This is a genomic window from Barrientosiimonas endolithica, assembly GCF_030296655.1.
Lineage (GTDB): Bacteria > Actinomycetota > Actinomycetes > Actinomycetales > Dermatophilaceae > Barrientosiimonas > Barrientosiimonas humi.
Genome location: NZ_AP027735.1, coordinates 2527136 through 2544915 on the forward strand (window position 1 = coordinate 2527136; position 17780 = coordinate 2544915).

The window sequence follows — 17780 nt, forward strand, 5'->3', positions numbered from 1 at the left end:
CCGCCATGACACCCAAGAAGTTCGACTACGCCCCCGCGCCGGAGTCGCGCTCGGTCGTCTCGCTGCAGCCGTCGTACGGCCTGTTCGTGAACGGCGAGTTCGTCGACGGGCACGGGGCGTCGTTCAAGAGCATCAACCCCGCCACCGAGGAGCCGCTGGCCGAGGTGGCCGCGGCCGACGCGTCCGACGTCGACGCGGCCGTGCGTGCGGCGCGGACGGCGTACACCCGCGTGTGGAGCCGGATGCCGGGCAGCGAGCGCGCGAAGTACGTCTACCGCATCGCGCGCATCATGCAGGAGCGGGCGCGCGAGCTGGCCGTGCTCGAGACGCTCGACAACGGCAAGCCGATCAAGGAGTCGCGCGACGTCGACGTGCCGACCGCCGCGGCGCACTTCTTCTACCACGCGGGCTGGGCCGACAAGCTCGAGCACGCGGGGCTCGGCCCCGACCCCGCTCCCTCGGCGTCGCGGGCCAGGTCATCCCGTGGAACTTCCCGCTGCTCATGCTCGCCTGGAAGATCGCGCCCGCGCTCGCGACCGGCAACACGGTAGTGCTGAAGCCGGCCGAGACGACGCCGCTCACCGCGCTGCTGTTCGCCGAGATCTGCCAGCAGGCCGACCTGCCGCCCGGCGTCGTCAACATCGTCACCGGCGCGGGCGACACCGGCCGCGCCCTCGTCGAGCACGACGGCGTCGACAAGGTCGCCTTCACCGGCTCGACCGAGGTCGGCAAGGCCATCGCCCGCGCGGTCGCCGGCACCCGCAAGCGGGTCACCCTCGAGCTCGGCGGCAAGGCCGCGAACATCGTCTTCGACGACGCGCCGATCGACCAGGCGGTCGAGGGCATCGTCAACGGGATCTTCTTCAACCAGGGCCACGTGTGCTGCGCCGGGTCGCGGCTGCTGGTGCAGGAGTCGGTCGCCGACGAGGTCGTACGCCGGTTGCAGCGCCGGATGAGCACGCTGCGCCTGGGCGACCCGCTCGACAAGAACACCGACATCGGCGCGATCAACTCGGCGGAGCAGCTCGACCGCATCGTCGAGCTGACCGCCGCCGGCGAGGCCGACGGCGGCACCCGCTGGTCTCCCCGTGCGAGCTGCCGGACCGCGGATTCTGGTTCGCCCCAACGGTTTTCACCGACGTGTCGCAGACCGACCGCATCGCCACCGAGGAGATCTTCGGGCCGGTGCTGTCGGTGCTGACCTTCCGCACTCCCCAGGAGGCGGTGGCCAAGGCCAACAACACGCCGTACGGCCTGTCGGCGGGTGTGTGGACCGAGAAGGGCTCGCGCAGCCTGTGGATGGCCGACCAGCTGCGGGCCGGCGTCGTCTGGGCCAACACGTTCAACCGGTTCGACCCCACCTCGCCGTTCGGCGGCTACAAGGAGAGCGGCTACGGCCGCGAGGGTGGCGTGCACGGCCTGGCGGCCTACCTCGCCGACGGTGAAGGAGACCTGTGATGCCCCGCCTCGACGTGCGCAAGACCTACAAGCTGTATGTCGGCGGCGCCTTCCCGCGCAGCGAGTCCGGCCGCTCCTACGAGGTGCTCGACGCCAAGGGTCGCTTCCTCGCCAACGCCGCGCAGGGCTCGCGCAAGGACGTGCGCGACGCGGTCGTCAAGGCGCGCGCGGCGCAGCCGGGGTGGGCAGGCGCGACGGCGTACAACCGCGGCCAGGTGCTCTATCGCGTCGGCGAGCTGCTCGAGGGCCGCCGCGACCAGTTCGTCGCCGAGGTGCAGGCGGCCGAGGGGCTGACCGTCGCGCGCGCCCGCGCCGCCGTCGACGCCGCGATCGACCGCTGGGTCTGGTACGCCGGGTGGTCCGACAAGGTCACCCAGGTCGTCGGCACCCTCAACCCGGTCGCCGGTCCCTACTTCGACATCACCGCGCCCGAGCCGACCGGGGTCGTGGGAATCCTTGCGCCGCAAGGCAGCTCGTTGCTCGGGCTGGTGTCGGTGATCGCCCCGGCGATCGTCACCGGCAACACCGTCGTGGTGCTCACGAGCGAGCAGCGGCCGCTGCCGGCCATCTCGCTCGGCGAGGTGCTCGCGACGTCCGACGTGCCCGGCGGCGTGGTCAACCTGCTGTCCGGCCGCACCGCCGAGACCGCCCCGTGGCTCGCCTCGCACCGCGACGTCAACGCCATCGACCTCACCGGTGCTGCCGACGCGACCGACGTCGACTGGGCCGACCTCGAGCGGGCCGCCGCCGACAACCTCAAGCGGGTGCTGCGCCCGGCCGGCTCCGGCGCCGCCGCGGTCGAGCCCGACTGGACGCTCGATCCGGGCCTCGGGCGGCTGCGCGCCTTCCTCGAGACGAAGACCGTCTGGCACCCCAAGGGCCGGTGAGCACGGCACGGGTCGTCCTGCTCTCCGGGCCCAGCGGAGCGGGCAAGAGCCGCCTCGCGCGCCGGCTGCGGGAGGCCCACGGCTGGCCGGTCGTCCGGCTCGACGACTTCTACAAGGACGGCGACGACCCGACGCTGCCGATGAGCACGCTCGGCATCCCCGACTGGGACGACGTGCGCTCCTTCCGCCTCGAGGCGGCAGTCGAGGCGCTCGACACGCTGTGCCGCACGGGCACGGTCGCCGTCCCGACGTACGACATCGCCACCTCGCGCGCGACCGGCACCACCGAGGTGCGCACCGACGGCGCGCCCTGCGTGGTCGCCGAGGGCATCTTCGCTGCCGACGTCATCGTCCCGCTGCGCGAGCGGGGACTGCTGCACGCGGCGTACTGCGTGCGCCAGGGCGCCTGGGTGACCTTCGCCCGCCGGCTCGCCCGCGACCTGTCCGAGCGGCGCAAGCCGCCGTGGGTGCTGCTGCGCCGCGGGCTGCGGCTGCGGGCCGCCGAGCGCGGCATCGTCGCCGAGCAGGCGCGGCTCGGCGCCCGACCGGCTTCACCCCGCGAGGTCGAACGAGCGCTCGGCACCGTTAGGGTCGAGCCTCAGACCGACGCAGGGTGAGGGACGCGGTGAGCAACGACGACAACCGGTCGCCGGACCGGCCGGCGGCCCCCGGGGGTGACGAGGCCGGCTGGGCCGCGCCCGACTCCGGCCAGCCGGAGCAGCAGGACAGGCACGCCGCCCCGCCCGGGCTGACGTACGGGCAGTTCACCTTCGGCCCGATGGGCACGTACACGTCCGGCCAGGCCCCGCCACCCGGCCATGACCAGCAGCAGTACGGCCAGGGGTACGTCCCGCCGGGTCAGTACGGCCAGCAGCCGTACGGCCAGCAGCCGTACGGCCAGTACGGCCAGGGCTACGTCCCGCCGGGCCAGTACGGCCAGCAGCCCTACGGCCAGCAGCCCTACGGCCAGCCGCCGTACGGCCCCGGCTTCCCCGGCGCGCCGACGCTCGCCGCCCGGCCCGGGGTGATCCCGCTGCGGCCGCTGACCCTGTCCGACGTGTTCGAGGGCGCGGTGCGCACCATCCGCGGCAACCCCGGCGCGACCCTCGGGCTGGCGCTGCTGGTCGCGATCGTGTTCACCCTGCCCGGCCTTGCGCTCACGCTCGGGCTCGGTCAGGTCGACCCCGGCGAGGACGGGTTGCGCGAGCTGCTGCTGGTGCTGAACCAGCAGGGCTCCAGCTGGCTGCAGAACCTCGGCGGCATCGCGCTGTCGGGCATGCTCACCGTCGTCGTCGCCGACGCGGTGCTCGGGCGGCGGATGTCGATCGGGCAGGCGTGGTCGCGCGTCAAGGGCCGGCTGCTCGCCCTGATCGGCGTGAACATCCTGCAGATCCTGATCGTGTTCTTGCCGCTGATGCTGGTGATCGCGCTCGCCATCGGCATCGGCTACGGCGCGAGCCCCGAGGTGGGCGTCATCGTCGGGTTCCTGCTGGTCCTCGCGGTGATCCCGGTGCTGGTCTTCCTCTACGTCAAGCTGCTGTTCGCCAGCGCGATCACGGTGCTGGAGCGGCAGGGCCCGATCACGGCGCTCAAGCGGTCGTGGGCGCTGACCCGCGACCAGTGGTGGCGCATCTTCGGCATCTCGCTGCTCGCCACGGTGCTGGTGCTCATCATCAGCGTGATGCTGCTCGGCTTCGCGGGCATCTTCATCGGGCTGGCCGCCTTCACCGCCGGCGGGACGAGCGCGAGCGTGGGCAGCACCGTGGCGTCGCTGCTGGTCAGCATGGTGATCATGACGCTCACCACCCCGTTCACCGCCGGCGTCACCAGCCTGCTCTATCTCGACCAGCGCATCCGCAAGGAGGCGCTCGACGTCACCCTGATGGCGGCCGCGCGGCAGCAGGACGCCGAGTCCGCCTGAGATGGCCCGCTGGCTGCCCGGCCTGGTCTCCGACCCGCCGCTCGACCCCTCGGCCGAGGAGGGCCGCCGGTTGCTGCGCGAGGAGCTGGGCAAGCTGGCGTACGACACCGAGGGCTCGGTCCTGGACCGCCTCCAGCGCTGGGTGAACGAGCGGCTCGAGGGCCTCGCCGGGCAGGGCTCGGACTTCGTCGGCCGGCTGCTCCTGCTGCTGCTCGCGGCCGCGCTCGTGATCCTCGCCGTCCTCGTGGTCGTACGTCTGCGCGGCGGGCCGCGCGCCGCTCGCCAGAGCGCCGTCGAGGGCTCGGTCCTCGGCGAGGAGAGTCTGACCGCCGAGGAGTATCGCGCCCGGGCCCGCGCGGCCGAGGCGCGCGGCGACCACTCGGCGGCGCTGCTCGACTGGTTCCGCGCGATCGCGCGCTCCGGTGACGAGCGGGCGCTGCTCGACGACCAGCCCGGCCGCACCGCCCACGAGCTGGTGCGTGCGCTCGGCCCGTTCTTCCCCGGCGAGCGCGCGGCGCTGGTGGCTGCGGGCGACCGGTTCGACGACGTGCGCTACGGCGGGCGGGTCGCCGGCGAGCCCGAAGCCAGCACCATGCGCGAGCTGGACCAGGCGATCGCGCGCGCCCGGCCCCAGCACCACGCCGCGCACGCCGAGGGCGACGGCCTCGTCGCGCCCGGGCGGTGGGCGAGGTGACCGCCACCGACCTGCAGGCCGCGCCGGCCCGCCGGGCCCTCCCCGCCGGAGGCTGTGGCTGCTGGTGCCGATCGTGCTGGTGCTGGCCCTCGGCACCTGGTTCGTGCAGCGCAACCCCACGAGCGACGAGCTGCTCGCCCCCGACAACCCCCAGCCCGACGGCGCCCAGGCCATCGCCCAGGTGCTCGGCCGGCAGGGGGTCGACGTGCAGCGGGTCACCTCCCGCCAGGAGCTGACCGACCGGCCCGGCAGCGGTGGCTCGCTCGTCGTCACCGCGGGCGACATCGTCAGCGCCGACCAGTGGCGGGCGCTGCGCCCGACGCTGCAGCGGTTCGACCGGGTGGTGCTCGTGCGCGCCGGCGCGGCCGCACCGGTCGGTCTCGACCTGCCCGTCGAGGTGCGCCCCTCCGCCTTCCCGCAGGAGGTGCCCGCGCAGTGCACCGTCCCGGTCGCGAGCGGGCTCACCCTCGACGGCCAGGGCGAGCGCTACGCCCGCACCGACCTGACCCGGCCCGCGACCGTGTGCTTCCGCCCCGGGGCCGACTTCGACGTCGGCGGCGACGACGCGGGCCAGCTGGCCTGGGTGCCCGCCACCGGCACCGACCCCGAGTTCGTGCTGCTGGGCTCCCCCGCCCCGCTGCGCAACGGCACCGTCGAGACCGCCGGCAACGCCGCCCTCGGCCTGCGCGCCCTCGGCGCCCACGACCGTCTGGTGTGGTGGACCGTGCGCGAGACCGACGCCGACCCGGCCCAGGCCGAGCCCGCCCGCTTCCCCGACTGGGTCGGCCCCGTCTGGCTGATGCTCGGCGTGATCACGGCCGTGCTGATGCTCGCCCGCGGCCGGCGCCTCGGCCGGCTGGTCACCGAGCCGCTGCCCGTCGTGGTGCGCGCCGACGAGACCACCCGCGCCCGCGGCCAGCTCTACCGCAAGGCCGGCGACGTGCAGCGCGCCGCCGCGGTGCTGCGCGCCGGCACCCGCCGCCGGCTCTCGTCCTACCTGCAGACCGGCAGCCGCGACGACACCCTCGTCGCCGCGGTCACCGACGCCACCGGCCGCCCCGGCCCCGCGGTCCAGCACCTGCTGCTCGGGCCGCCCCCGACCAGCGAGACCGACCTGACGTCCCTCGCGCAGCAGCTGCACACCCTGGAGAAAGAGGTCCGACCGCGATGACCGAGCCGCACCCGCCGTACGCCGGCCAGGCCGGCCCCACCCAGCCCACCGGCCCCGCCCAGCCCAGCCAGCCCACCGGGTCCACCCAGTCCGGCGGGCCCGCGCAGCCGGCGCCGACCCAGCCCGGTGGCCCCGGCCGCCGACCCGACCCCGAGCAGACCGAGCGGGCGCGCGCGGCGCTGCTGGGCGTACGGCGGGAGGTGGGGAAGGCCGTCGTCGGCCAGGACGCCGCGGTCACCGGGATGATCATCGCGCTGCTGACCCGCGGGCACGTGCTGCTCGAGGGCGTGCCCGGCGTCGCCAAGACGCTGCTGGTGCGCAGCATCGCCGCGTCGCTGTCGATCGAGACCCGGCGCGTGCAGTTCACGCCGGACCTGATGCCCGGCGACATCACCGGGTCGCTGGTCTACGACAACAAGACCTCCGACTTCGCCTTCCGCCCCGGCCCGGTCTTCACCAACCTGCTGCTCGCCGACGAGATCAACCGCACGCCGCCCAAGACGCAGTCGTCCCTGCTGGAGGCGATGGAGGAGCGGCAGGTGTCGGTCGACGGCGAGCCGCGGCCGCTGCCCGACCCGTTCCTGGTCGCCGCGACGCAGAACCCGGTCGAGTACGAAGGCACCTACCCCTCCCCGAGGCCCAGCTGGACCGGTTCCTGCTGAAGATCGTCGTGCCGCTGCCCCAGCGCGAGCACGAGCTGCAGGTGCTGCAGCGCCACGCCGGCGGTTTCGACCCGCGCGACCTCACCGCCGCCGGCCTGCGCCCCGTCGCCGGGCCGGCCGACCTCGCGGCAGGTGCGGCGGCCGTACGCCAGGTGCAGGTCTCCCCGAGGTCGCCGCCTACATCGTCGACATCGCCCGGGCGACTCGGCAGTCGCCCTCGCTCAGCCTCGGGGTGTCGCCGCGCGGCGCCACCGCGCTGCTCGCGACCTCGCGGGCGTGGGCGTGGCTCAACGGCCGGGGCTACGTCACCCCCGACGACGTCAAGGCGCTGGCCCAGTCGACCCTGGCGCACCGGCTCTCGCTCAAGCCCGAGGCGGAGCTGGAGGGGGTCGGCGTCGGCTCGGTGCTGGAGTCGGCCATCGGCTCGGTCCCGGTGCCGAGGTGAGCGACGGCCGAACCGCGTCGCCGCGGCGACGATGCCGGCAGACCGGAGCGTGCGACGGGTTGCCGGAGAAGGAGCTGCGGCCACGGCAGACCGGAGCGTGCGACGTGTTGCCGGAGCAGGAGCTGCGGCCACGGCAGACCCGAGCGTGCGACGGGCTGCTGGAGGAGGAGCTGCGGCCACCATGGCATTGACCTGGCGTGCGGTGGCGCTGACGGCGTTCGGGCTGGTGGCGGTCGTGCTGTGGCCGTCGTTCGGCACCGTGTGGTGGTGGCTGCTCCTGGTCGTGGTCGTGGCGGCGCTCGACGTGGCGCTGGCGGTGAGCCCGCGCCGGCTGCTGCTCGGCCGCTCCGCGGACACGCAGGTGCGCCAGGGCGAGCCGACCGAGACGACGCTGACCGTGCGCAACCCCACCGGACGCACGGTGCGCGGCACGCTGCGCGACGCGTGGCAGCCGTCGGCGGGCGCCACCGGCGAGCGGCACCGGCTGCGGCTGCCGGGCGGCGAGCAGCGCCGGTTCCGCACCGCGCTGCGCCCGACCCGCCGCGGCGACCGCAAGGCCGTGGCCGTGACGGTGCGCAGCCTCGGACCGCTCGGCGTCGCCGGGCGACAGGCCAGCCGTGAGGTGCCCGGGGTCGTACGCTCCCTGCCGCCGTTCCACTCCCGTCGCCACCTGCCGAGCCGGCTCGCGATGCTGCGCCAGATCGACGGCCGCTCGGCCGTGCGCACCCGCGGGCAGGGCACCGAGTTCGACTCGCTGCGCGACTACGTCGAGGGCGACGACGTGCGCTCCATCGACTGGCGCGCGACGGCCCGCCGCCAGCACCTGGTCGTGCGCACCTGGCAGCCCGAGCGCGACCGGCGCATCGTGCTGCTGCTCGACACCTCCCGCACGTCCGCCGGCCGCGTCGGTGACGTGCCGCGGCTCGACGCCGGGATGGACGCCGCGCTGCTGCTCGCGGCGCTGGCCTCGCGCGCGGGCGACCGGGTGCAGCTGCTCGCCGGCGACCGGCGCATCCGCGCGCGGGTCACGAGCAGCACCGACCGCAACCAGCTGCTGCACGAGCTGGTAACCGCCATGGCGCCGCTGGAGCCGGCGCTGGTCGAGGCGAACTGGCCGCGGCTCGTCGGCGCGGTCAACGCGCTCTCCCGCCGCCGGGCGCTGGTCGTGCTGCTGACCCCGCTGGAGCCGGCCGCGATCGAGGAGGGGCTGCTGCCCGTGCTGCCGGCGCTACTGCGCCACCACCGGGTGGTCCTGGCCTCGGTCGCCGACCCCTCGCTGCAGGAGCTGGCGAGCGCGCGGGGAGACGCGGCACAGACGTACGACGCCGCCGCCGCCGAGCGCAGCACGGCCCTGAAGCAGCGGATCATCGACGCGCTGACGGGGGTCGGGGTGACGGTGCTCGACGCGCCGCCGGAGCAGCTGCCGGTCGCGCTGGCCGACCACTACCTGCTGCTGAAGCGCCAGGGCCTGCTCTGAACCCCGCCCGACGACGCATGAAACCGGGTTACGTGCGTTTGACCCTGATGCATTCGGGTCAAACGCACGTAACCCGGTTTCATGCCCAGGGGAGGGCGTCAGGCGACAGCGTCAGGCGGCGGAGGGGGCGGCGGCCGACTGGTCCAGCTCGCACACGTCACCCGTCTCGCCGGCGAGCGCCGCGCGCCGACCGATCACGAAGACGTACGCCAGGAAGGCCAGCTCCGCGACCACACCGACGCCGACGCGCGCCCAGGTCGGCAGCGGCGAGGGGGTCACGAACGCCTCGATGATGCCGGTGACGAAGAGCACCACGATCAGTCCGAGCGCGATCGACATGCTGGCGCGCGCGGCGGCCGACAAGCTCTGGAGGCGCGACTGCGACCCCGGCTCGACCCACGACCAGAAGACCCGCAGCCCGACCCCCGCAGCGACGAAAACCGCTGTCAGCTCAAGAATCCCGTGCGGGCTGATCAGGCCGAAGAACAGGTCGGCGCGGCCGTGCGCCGCCATGATCCCGCCGGTGACGCCGACGTTGACGACGTTCTGCCAGAGCACGTAGATCACCGGCAGCCCGAGCGCCCCCATCGCGATGCACACGGCGGCGATCCACGCGTTGTTGGTCCACACCCGCAGCGCGAAGTCCTGGGCCGCGTTCTCGGAGTAGTAGCTCTCGAAGTCGTTGTTGACGAGCTGGTCGACCTGCTCGGGCGGGATCCACGCCGACTGCACGTCGGGGTTGCGCATCACCCAGATGCCGATGACGAACGCGACGGCGACGTTCGCGAGCGCCGTCGGCACCCACCAGCGCCACGCGCGGTAGAGCGCCGCCGGGAAGCGCTCGGCGAAGAATCCGACCAGGTCGGTCCAGGCGTTGGTGCGGGTGCCGGTGGCCTTGTTGCGGGTGCGCGCGAGCAGGGTCGACAGGTACTGCACGACCGACGGGTCCGGCGCCGTGGAGCGGACCATCGACAGGTGCGTCGCGACCCGCTGGTAGAGGTCGAGCAGCTCGTCGGCCTCGGCGCCGCTCAACCGCCCCTGCCTCGACAGCACGGCCAGGCGCTCCCACTCCGCGCGGTGCGCGGCGATGAAGGCGTCGAGGTCCACGGCGGCCAGCCTACGGCCCGACCCGGCCGACATAGGCTGCCACCGTGAGCACCACGTCGGGCACGCCGCAGACCTACCGCCCGCTGCGGGGCACCGAGGACCAGGAGCTGGTCACCGGTGAGGCCGTGCTGCTCGACATCCCGGCCGCCTCGCTCCCCCAGCGCCTCGCGTCGGGGCTCATCGACCTGATCGTCGGCTACGTCGGGCTCATCGCCTCGGTCTGGGGCATCTCGGCGATCGGGCCGAGCATCAGCAGCGCGAACGCCGAGACCCTCACGCTGCTGATCATGGTCGTGTGGTTCGTCGGCCTGCCGGTCGCGGTCGAGACCTTCACCCGCGGACGCACCCTCGGCAAGCTCGCGCTCGGCCTGCGCACGGTGCGCGACGACGGCGGCCCCATCGTCTTCCGGCACGCCCTGGCCCGCGGGCTCGTCGGGTTCGTCGAGATCTACGCCCTGCTCGGAATCCCCGCGCTGCTGGCCGGGATGAGCACCGCCCGAGCCCGGCGCATCGGCGATCTGGCCGCGGGGACGTACGTCGTGCGCGAGGCCAACAACATCTCGCTCGGCCCACCCACCGGCATGCCGTACGCCCTCGCCGGCTGGGCGCAGCGCGCCGACATCGCGAGCCTGCCCGACGGTGTGGCGCTGTCGATCCGGCAGCTGCTCGAGCGCCGCCACAGCCTGTCGCCGCAGGCCGGGCCGCGGTCGCCCACGACCTGCTGGCCCGCGTGCTGCCGCTGGTGTCGCCCCCGCCCCCGGCCGCCGCCCACCCCGAGGACGTGCTGGCGGCGGTGCTCGCGGAGCGACGCCGGCGCGACGAGCAGCGGCTGCGCGCCGACGAGGAGACCCGCCGCCGGCTGCTGCCCGCAGACCGCCTCTGACGCAGACCGCCTCTACGCAAACCGCCTCCGGCCGGACGACGGCTGTGCCGCCGCTGGCTCAGCCGGCGCGGTCGTAGCCCGGCTTGATGACGTCGTCGATCAGCGCCAGCCGCTCGTCGAACGGCAGGAACGCCGACTTCATCGCGTTGATCGTCACCCAGCGCAGGTCGTCGACGCCCCAGCCGGCCTCGTCGACGAGCAGCTGCATCTCCTTGCTCATCGAGGTGTCGCTCATCAGCCGGTTGTCGGTGTTGACGGTGACGCGGAAGCGCAGCCGCTTGAGCAGCGTGATCGGGTGGGCCTGGATCGAGGACGCCGCGCCGGTCTGGATGTTCGACGACGGCGCCATCTCCAGCGGGATGCGCCGGTCGCGGACATAGGCCGCGAGTCGCCCGAGCTGCACGTCGCCCGGCTCCAGCGTGCCCGGCGCGGGCACCTCCGACAGCGGCCCGCCGCGCACCTCCTGCATGTCGTCGATGATCCGCACACCGTGCCCGAGACGGTCGGCGCCGCACCACTGGATCGCCTCCCAGATCGACGGCAGCCCGAACGCCTCCCCGGCGTGGATCGTGAAGTGGGCGTTCTCGCGGCGGAGGTACTCGAACGCGTCGAGGTGGCGCGTGGGCGGGAAGCCCGCCTCGGCGCCGGCGATGTCGAAACCGCCGACCCCCTCGTCGCGGTAGCGCACCGCCAGCTCGGCGATCTCGGTCGACTTCGCCGCGTGCCGCATCGCCGTCAGCAGCGCCACGACACGGATCCGGTGCCCCGCCTCGGCGGCCAGCCGCTCACCCTCGCGGAAGCCGGCGTTGACCGCCTCGACCACCTGTTCCAGGCTCAGCCCCTGCTCCAAGTGCTGCTCGGGGGCGTAGCGCACCTCGGCGTAGACGACGCCGTCGGCGGCCAGGTCCTGGGCGCACTCGGAGGCGACGCGGCGCAGCGCCTCCTCGGTCTGCATCACCCCGACGGTCTGGGTGAAGGTCTCCAGATAGCGCACCAGCGACCCGGAGTCGGCGCTCTCGCGGAACCACCGCGCCAGCTCGACGGGGTCGCTCGTCGGGAGGTCGTCGTACCCCGTCTGCTCGGCCAGCTCGGCCACCGTGGCCGGTCGCAGGCCGCCGTCGAGGTGGTCGTGCAGCAGCACCTTGGGCAGGGCGAGGATCTCGGGGCGCACCGTCGTCATTGGTGCAGTCTGGCAGCCGCGGCCGCCCGCCTCCCGCCGGCGACTCACTCGTCGTCGCGGTGCACCGTGTCGGGCGTGAACGCCGGCAGGCAGATCGCGACGTACTCCGCGCCCTGCGGCCCGCAGGAGTAGCGGATCCGCTCCCCGCCCGCGTGCGCACCGACCGGCCGGGGCCCACCTCGAGCCGGCCGCCGTCGTGGTCGACCAGCACGGTGCCGGCGAGCACGAGCGTGATCTCGTCGAACTCCGGCGTCTGGAACGGCTCGTCCCACCCGGGCGGCGCCTTCATGTGCGCGACGGACACGGCGGTGTCGCCGGTGCTCGCGGCGCCGACGTGCTCGGCGATGATCTTGCCGCCGGGCACGGGGATCTGGACGGGGTCGGTCAGCAGCTCAGGCACGGGTCGACCCTATGCCCGCCCCGGCCCATGAAACCGGGTTACGTGCGTTTGACCCGAATGCATCAGGGTCAAACGCACGTAACCCGGTTTCATGCCCAGGAGGGAGGGCCGAGCGGCCCGCGGCTCAGCCGACGCGGTCGATGACCAGCGGCGGCCGGTCGGCGGCGGACTCGCCGATCTCCCAGGCGCCGTCGAGGTCGCGCCGCGCCGACTCGAAGGCGTCGGGGGTGTCGGTGTGCAGGGTCAGCAGCGGTTGCCCGGCCCGTACGTCATCGCCGGGCTTCGCGTGCAGCTCCACCCCGGCGCCGGCCTGCACCGGGTCCTCCTTGCGCGCCCGGCCGGCCCCGAGCCGCCACGCGGCGACCCCCACCTGCAACGCGTCGAGCCGGGTGAGCACGCCGTCGCGGTCGGCCGTGACGACCTCCGTCTCGCGCGCGGTCGGCAGGTCCGCGTCGGGGTCGCCGCCCTGCGCCCGGATCATCCGGCGCCACACGTCCATGGCCCGTCCGTCGGCGAGCGCCTCGGCAGGGTCGACGTCGGAAACGCCTGCGGCAGAGAGCATCTCGCGCGCCAGGGTCACGGTCAGCTCGACCACGTCGGCCGGTCCGCCGCCCGCGAGCACCTCGACCGACTCGCGCACCTCGAGCGCGTTGCCGGCCGTCAGCCCGAGCGGGGTGGACATGTCGGTGAGCAGCGCGACGGTGCGCACGCCGGCGTCGGTGCCGAGCTGCACCATGGTGCGGGCCAGCTCGCCGGCGCGGTCGGCGTCCTTCATGAACGCGCCCGACCCGACCTTGACGTCGAGCACCAGCGCGCCGGTGCCCTCGGCGATCTTCTTGCTCATGATGGAGCTGGCGATCAGCGGGATCGCCTCGACGGTCCCGGTCACGTCGCGAAGGGCGTACAGCTTCTTGTCGGCGGGCGCGAGCCCGTCGCCGGCCGCGCAGATCACGGCGCCCACGTCGTCGAGCTGGGCCAGCATCTCGGCGTTGCTGAGTGCGGCGCGCCAGCCGGGGACCGCCTCGAGCTTGTCGAGGGTGCCGCCGGTGTGGCCGAGGCCGCGGCCCGACAGCTGCGGCACGGCGACGCCGCACGCCGCGACCAGCGGGGCGAGCGGCAGGGTGATCTTGTCGCCGACGCCGCCGGTGGAGTGCTTGTCGGCGGTCGGGCGCGACAGGCCGGAGAAGTCCATCCGCTCCCCGAGGCGATCATCGCCTGCGTCCACCGGGCGATCTCCGCGGCGGTCATCCCGTTGAGCAGGATCGCCATCGCGAGCGCCGACATCTGCTCGTCGGCGACGTCACCGCGGGTGTAGGCGTCGACCACCCAGTCGATCTGCTCGGGGGTCAGCTCCCCCGGTCGCGCTTGGTGCGGATCACGTCGACAGCGGCGAAGGACATGCCCGGATCCTAGGACGCCCGTGCTCGGGCTGGAGGTGGGCCAACTCGGCGGGAACCGGACCCGGACTTCCCCGTCCAACCCCCGGCCACCATCATGGGGCCGAATCGCTCATGAGCCCGCGCGCGACGGCGCGCCGAGGAGGACCGCATGCGTCAGACCAAGTCCCGAGTCACGGCAGCCGCGTTGATGCTCGCTGCCACAGGTGTGCTGTCGGGGTGCGGCATGCTCGACAGCAGCAGCGAGGAGTCGGCCTCCACCCCGGCCGGCAGCTCGCAGGCCTCGGAGCCGGGCGGCTCGTCCGACGCGCCGCAGGCCACGCCGACCGACGGCTCGTCCGACGACTCCGGCTCGTCGGAGGACGGGGGCAGCAGCAGCGAGGACGGCGGCGGAGCCGACGACGGCAACAAGCCCTCGCGCGAGGACGTCGTCGCCGGGCTGAAGAACTTCTACGCCACCAACGACTCCAGCGGCGGCGCGCTCGACCAGGACAAGTTCGCCAACTGCATCGTCGACAAGGGCTACGACAGCCTCTCGGCCAAGACGCTCAACGCCATGAAGGACGGGCAGCCCACCCAGATGGACCCGGCCGACCAGGCGAAGTTCGTCTCGATCTCGGGCCAGTGCGCCCCGCAGGCGATGAAGTCCGGCGCGGTCCCCTCGATGCCGTCGATGCCCTCCATGCCGTCGATGCCGTCCATGCCCTCGATGCCCACCGAGCTCCCGAGCTGATTGACGCTCGAGACACCCGACAATGATCGAGACGACCAGGCATGCCTGGTCGTCTCGATCATTTCTGCGGGGGTCGGCGGCCTATCCCTCGAGGCCCCTCGACCCGCCCTACCCCTTGACCCCGCCCTGCGCCACGAACCCGTCGCGCAGCCGGCGGCCGAGCACGAGATAGAGCAGCACCACGGGCATGGTGTAGAGGATCGAGAAGGCGGCGAGCTGGCCGTACTGCACCTGGCCGTACTGCGAGGAGAAGGTGAACAGGCTCACCGACGCCGGCAGCTTGTCCGGCGACAGCAGCAGCATGAACGGCACGAAGAAGTCGCCCCACATCTTGGCGAAGGTGAGCATCGTGACCACGGCCGTGCCGGGCCGCATCAGCGGCAGCACGATCGACCACAGCGCGCGCAGCACGCCGGCGCCCTCGGTCCAGGCGCTCTCCTCCAGCTCGCGCGGCACGCCGTCCATGAAGTTCTTCATCATGAAGATGGCGTACGGCAGCGACGACGCGGCGAGGAACGCGATCGCCCCGAGCATCGAGTCGATCAGGTTGACCTGCACGAACATCGCGTAGACCGGGATCATGATCGCGGTGATCGGCAGCCCGGCCGCGAAGATGATCGTGAGCAGGAACGGCCGCTTGGCGCGCGAGGCATACCGACTGAGCGGGTATGCCGCGAGCGCCGCGCACACGATCGTCAGGATCGTGCCGCCGCCGCACAGCAGCAGCGAGTTCCAGATCGGTCGGTAGGTCGTCTCCTCGTTCAGCACGGCCCGGTAGTTCTGCGTGCTCACCTGCGCGGGCCACTCGACCGACAGGTTGGCGCTGGGGTTGATCGAGGCCAGCACGACCCACAGCAGCGGGATGCAGAACAGCACGGCGACGACGAGCAGCACCGCGGAGCTGCCGAGCTTCACCGACGTACGCCGGGCGCTGGCCGAGCGTCCGGGCGCGGCCTGCTGGGTGGTCGGGACCGACGCGGCGGTCATCGCTTGTTCTCCTCGGGCAGCACCTTCAGGTAGGCGAGGGCGGCGACGCCGCCGATCGCGAGCAGCAGCAGCGCGACCGCCGTGCCGTAGCCGAGCTGGCCGAAGCTGAACGCCTGCTCGTACATGTAGAGCGGCAGCGTCTGGCTGTCGGTGCCGGGGCCGCCGCCGGTCATGATGTAGATCAGGCCGAAGACCGACAGGGTCTGCAGCGTGGTCAGCATCAGGCAGGTCATGATCGAGGGCCGCAGCAGCGGCAGCGTGATCGAGCGGAACCGCCGGATCACACCCGCCCCGTCGATCTGTGCGCTCTCGTCGAGCGCGGGGTCGACCTGCGACAGGGCCGCCGAGTAGGTCAGCATCGCGAACGCCGTCCCCCGCCACACGTTGGCGAACGACACCGCGACGATCGGTGAGGCGATCAGCCAGTCCTGGCTCGGCAGGTTGAGGAAGCCGAGCAGGTTGTTCAGCGACCCGCCGTCGGACAGGAAGGTGTACCAGAGGTATCCGGCGACGACCTCGGGCACGATCCACGCGCCCACGACGACCGTCGAGGTGAGCACGTTCACCCAGGTCGCCGAGCGGCGCAGCAGCAGCGCGAGCGCCATGCCGAGGACGTTCTGTCCGATCACGCCGGACAGCACGGCGAAGATCAGCGTCAGGGTGACCGAGTTCCAGAACTCGGGGTTGTCGAACGCGGTGCGGAAGTTCTCCAGCCCCACGAACGACGTCTCCGACGACCCCTCGCCGCGCAGCGCGCGGTTGGTGAAGGCCAGGTAGACGCTGTAGATCACCGGCCCGGCGAGGAAGACGCCGAGCAGCACCAGCGCCGGCAGCGTGGGGATCGCCCGGCCGGGGCGGCGCTTCGGCGGGTTCAGCCGAGGCCGCGAATCGTGTTTCTTCTCAACGGTTTCGGTGACGGTCGCCATCACGCCTCCCGCATGGTCTGGTCGGGGCCGACGATGCCGGTGACCGTGCTGTCGTACGCCTTCGCGGCCGCGGCGGGTGACCCGCCGAGCATCACGGACTCGGAGGCGATCTGGATCGCGTTGGACACCTGCGGGTACGGCGCGAGCGCCGGTCGGTACGTCGTGTTCTTCACCAGGTCGGTGAAGAAGGGGATGAACGGCGAGCCGTTGCGGTACGCCGGCTGGGCCGCGACGTCCGTGCGCACCGTGACGTTGCCGTCGGCGACGGTGAAGTCGGTCATGTTCTCGGTGCTGGCCAGCACCTTGAGCAGCTCCCAGGCGAGGTCGGGGCGCGATGCCTTGGCGGGCAGCGCCCACAGCCAGCCGCCCGAGAGGGTCACCATCCCCGGTGCCTGGCCGCGCTGGGTCGGCATCCGCGCCATGCGCATGACCTGGGCCGCCTGCGGCCACTCCCCCGACGCGCCCTCGCGCCAGGCGGAGCTGATCCAGCTGCCGTCGACGGCCATCGCGATCTTGCCCTGGGGGAACCAGGCGTTGTTGATCTGCTAGCTGAGGTTGGGGTCGAGCGCGCTGTTCAGCGGCGGGCCGAGCTTCTCGGCGAACAGGGTGCGCACGAAGCCGAGGCTGTCGAGGAACCCCTTGCTGCCGAGCACCCACTTGCGGGCGTCCTGGTCGTACAGCGTGGAGCCGGTGCCGTAGAGCAGCATCTCGAACCCCTGCATCGAGGTCTTCTCGCCGGAGGCCTTGCTGGCGTACAGGTTCAGCGGGATGACGCCGGGCAGCCGGCGCTTGATCGTGCGGGCGGCGGTCAGCACGTCCGCCCAGGTGCGCGGCTGCCACGGCACCGGCAGGCCGGCCCGGCGGAACAGCTCGGAGTGGTACCAGATCGCGCGGGTGTCGGTGGAGGTCGGGACGCCGTAGCGCTTGCCGTCCTCGGCCTTGACCGCGTCACGGGTGACGGGCTGGAAGTAGCGCCACTGCGGCCAGTCGGCGAGGTAGTCGTCGATCGGGCGCAGGTAACCCGCCGCAACGTCGGAGTTGAGGATGAAGGTGTCCTCGTAGACCAGGTCGGTCGCGGTGCGCGCCGAGCTCATCATCAGCTCGTTCTTGGTGAAGTAGTCGTTCTCGGCCGCGACCAGCGGCACCAGGTCGACCGCGAGCTCGGGCCGCTGCTGGCTGAACTCGGGCCACCTCGGTGATGTAGTTGCGCATCACCTGCCCGGAGCCGAACTGCTGATAGCTCACCCGCAGCGTGCTGGCCGTGTCCTGCCTGCCGCAGCCGGCGAGGGCCGAGGCGATCGGCACGGCGAACGCCGCGCCGCCGATCATCCGGATCACGTCTCGTCGGGAGTGCCCCTGCGCGGGGTGCCAGGGCCGGGCGTCGGGTGGAGGTCGGTGCGCGTCCATCGGGTCCTTCGGGTGCCGGGGAGCCGCGGGGTGTGACTCGGGTCA

At 73.1% G+C, this 17780-nt stretch carries 13 protein-coding genes and 5 pseudogenes; 11 read left to right on the plus strand and 7 right to left on the minus strand.

What is annotated here, in order from left to right:
* Positions 1 to 5 precede the first annotated feature (5 nt).
* The 8 genes and pseudogenes from QUE40_RS12815 (at position 6) to QUE40_RS12850 (ending at position 8715) form a co-directional block, all read left to right on the plus strand.
* Positions 6 to 1458, plus strand: a pseudogene (locus tag QUE40_RS12815) (aldehyde dehydrogenase family protein).
* Positions 1458 to 2345, plus strand: coding sequence for an aldehyde dehydrogenase family protein (locus tag QUE40_RS12820; protein WP_289231213.1), 888 nt, complete (start codon positions 1458 to 1460; stop codon positions 2343 to 2345). The pseudogene QUE40_RS12815 and the gene QUE40_RS12820 overlap by 1 nt, the downstream one beginning before the upstream one ends.
* Positions 2342 to 2962 (plus strand): uridine kinase family protein, encoded by a 621-nt coding sequence (locus QUE40_RS12825; RefSeq protein WP_289231214.1) that lies wholly within the window; start codon positions 2342 to 2344, stop codon positions 2960 to 2962. The genes QUE40_RS12820 and QUE40_RS12825 overlap by 4 nt, the downstream gene beginning before the upstream one ends.
* Positions 2963 to 2970: 8 nt before the next feature.
* Positions 2971 to 4266: a DUF7847 domain-containing protein gene (locus QUE40_RS12830; RefSeq protein WP_289231215.1), complete on the plus strand. Its 1296-nt coding sequence runs from the start codon at positions 2971 to 2973 to the stop codon at positions 4264 to 4266.
* A gap of 1 nt (position 4267) precedes the next feature.
* The gene (locus QUE40_RS12835) at positions 4268 to 4960 is read left to right on the plus strand and encodes a DUF4129 domain-containing protein (RefSeq protein ID WP_289231216.1); all 693 of its coding nucleotides are present in this window, start codon (positions 4268 to 4270) and stop codon (positions 4958 to 4960) included.
* 64 nt (positions 4961 to 5024) lie between these two features.
* Complete coding sequence (locus QUE40_RS12840; protein ID WP_289231217.1) at positions 5025 to 6131, plus strand: DUF4350 domain-containing protein; 1107 nt, start codon at positions 5025 to 5027, stop codon at positions 6129 to 6131.
* Positions 6128 to 7238 (plus strand): annotated as a pseudogene (locus QUE40_RS12845) (AAA family ATPase). The gene QUE40_RS12840 and the pseudogene QUE40_RS12845 overlap by 4 nt, the downstream one beginning before the upstream one ends.
* Before the next feature lie 181 nt (positions 7239 to 7419).
* Complete coding sequence (locus QUE40_RS12850) at positions 7420 to 8715, plus strand: DUF58 domain-containing protein (RefSeq protein ID WP_142006001.1); 1296 nt, start codon at positions 7420 to 7422, stop codon at positions 8713 to 8715.
* Between the two features lie 111 nt (positions 8716 to 8826).
* Here the strand turns inward: QUE40_RS12850 and QUE40_RS12855 are convergent, their stop codons facing one another.
* Positions 8827 to 9822, minus strand: a complete 996-nt coding sequence (locus tag QUE40_RS12855; protein ID WP_289231218.1) for a stage II sporulation protein M — start codon at positions 9820 to 9822, stop codon at positions 8827 to 8829.
* Between the two features lie 125 nt (positions 9823 to 9947).
* On the opposite strand from QUE40_RS12855, the pseudogene QUE40_RS19310 reads away from it, so the two are divergent.
* A pseudogene (locus tag QUE40_RS19310) lies at positions 9948 to 10292 on the plus strand (RDD family protein); the annotation flags it as partial.
* Here the strand turns inward: QUE40_RS19310 and QUE40_RS12860 are convergent.
* Complete coding sequence (locus tag QUE40_RS12860) at positions 10271 to 10537, minus strand: hypothetical protein (RefSeq protein ID WP_289231219.1); 267 nt, start codon at positions 10535 to 10537, stop codon at positions 10271 to 10273. The pseudogene QUE40_RS19310 and the gene QUE40_RS12860 overlap by 22 nt on opposite strands.
* Positions 10538 to 10552: 15 nt before the next feature.
* Between QUE40_RS12860 and QUE40_RS12865 the strand changes: the two genes are divergently transcribed.
* On the plus strand, positions 10553 to 10705 hold the full coding sequence (locus QUE40_RS12865) for a hypothetical protein (RefSeq protein WP_289231220.1): 153 nt from the start codon (positions 10553 to 10555) through the stop codon (positions 10703 to 10705).
* Between the two features lie 58 nt (positions 10706 to 10763).
* Here the strand turns inward: QUE40_RS12865 and QUE40_RS12870 are convergent, their stop codons facing one another.
* A complete protein-coding gene (locus QUE40_RS12870) occupies positions 10764 to 11885 on the minus strand; it encodes an adenosine deaminase (protein ID WP_289231221.1) in 1122 nt (373 codons plus the stop codon).
* A 524-nt stretch (positions 11886 to 12409) separates the two neighbouring features.
* Positions 12410 to 13685 (minus strand): annotated as a pseudogene (locus QUE40_RS12875) (thymidine phosphorylase).
* Between the two features lie 148 nt (positions 13686 to 13833).
* On the opposite strand from QUE40_RS12875, the gene QUE40_RS12880 reads away from it, so the two are divergent.
* A complete protein-coding gene (locus QUE40_RS12880) occupies positions 13834 to 14415 on the plus strand; it encodes a hypothetical protein (RefSeq protein WP_142006013.1) in 582 nt (193 codons plus the stop codon).
* Positions 14416 to 14523: 108 nt separating this feature from the next.
* Here QUE40_RS12880 and QUE40_RS12885 read toward each other — a convergent pair whose 3' ends face one another.
* The 3 genes and pseudogenes from QUE40_RS12885 to QUE40_RS12895 all read right to left on the minus strand — a co-directional run bounded on the left by QUE40_RS12885 (position 14524) and on the right by QUE40_RS12895 (position 17473).
* Positions 14524 to 15402 carry a carbohydrate ABC transporter permease gene (locus tag QUE40_RS12885; protein WP_289231222.1) on the minus strand — a complete coding sequence of 293 codons (879 nt, stop codon included), beginning with the start codon at positions 15400 to 15402 and terminating at the stop codon, positions 14524 to 14526.
* The gene (locus QUE40_RS12890; protein ID WP_289231223.1) at positions 15399 to 16328 is read right to left on the minus strand and encodes a carbohydrate ABC transporter permease; all 930 of its coding nucleotides are present in this window, start codon (positions 16326 to 16328) and stop codon (positions 15399 to 15401) included. Before QUE40_RS12890 ends, QUE40_RS12885 begins: the two co-directional genes overlap by 4 nt.
* Positions 16328 to 17473: pseudogene (locus QUE40_RS12895) on the minus strand (extracellular solute-binding protein). Before QUE40_RS12895 ends, QUE40_RS12890 begins: the two are co-directional and overlap by 1 nt.
* Positions 17474 to 17780 lie beyond the last annotated feature (307 nt).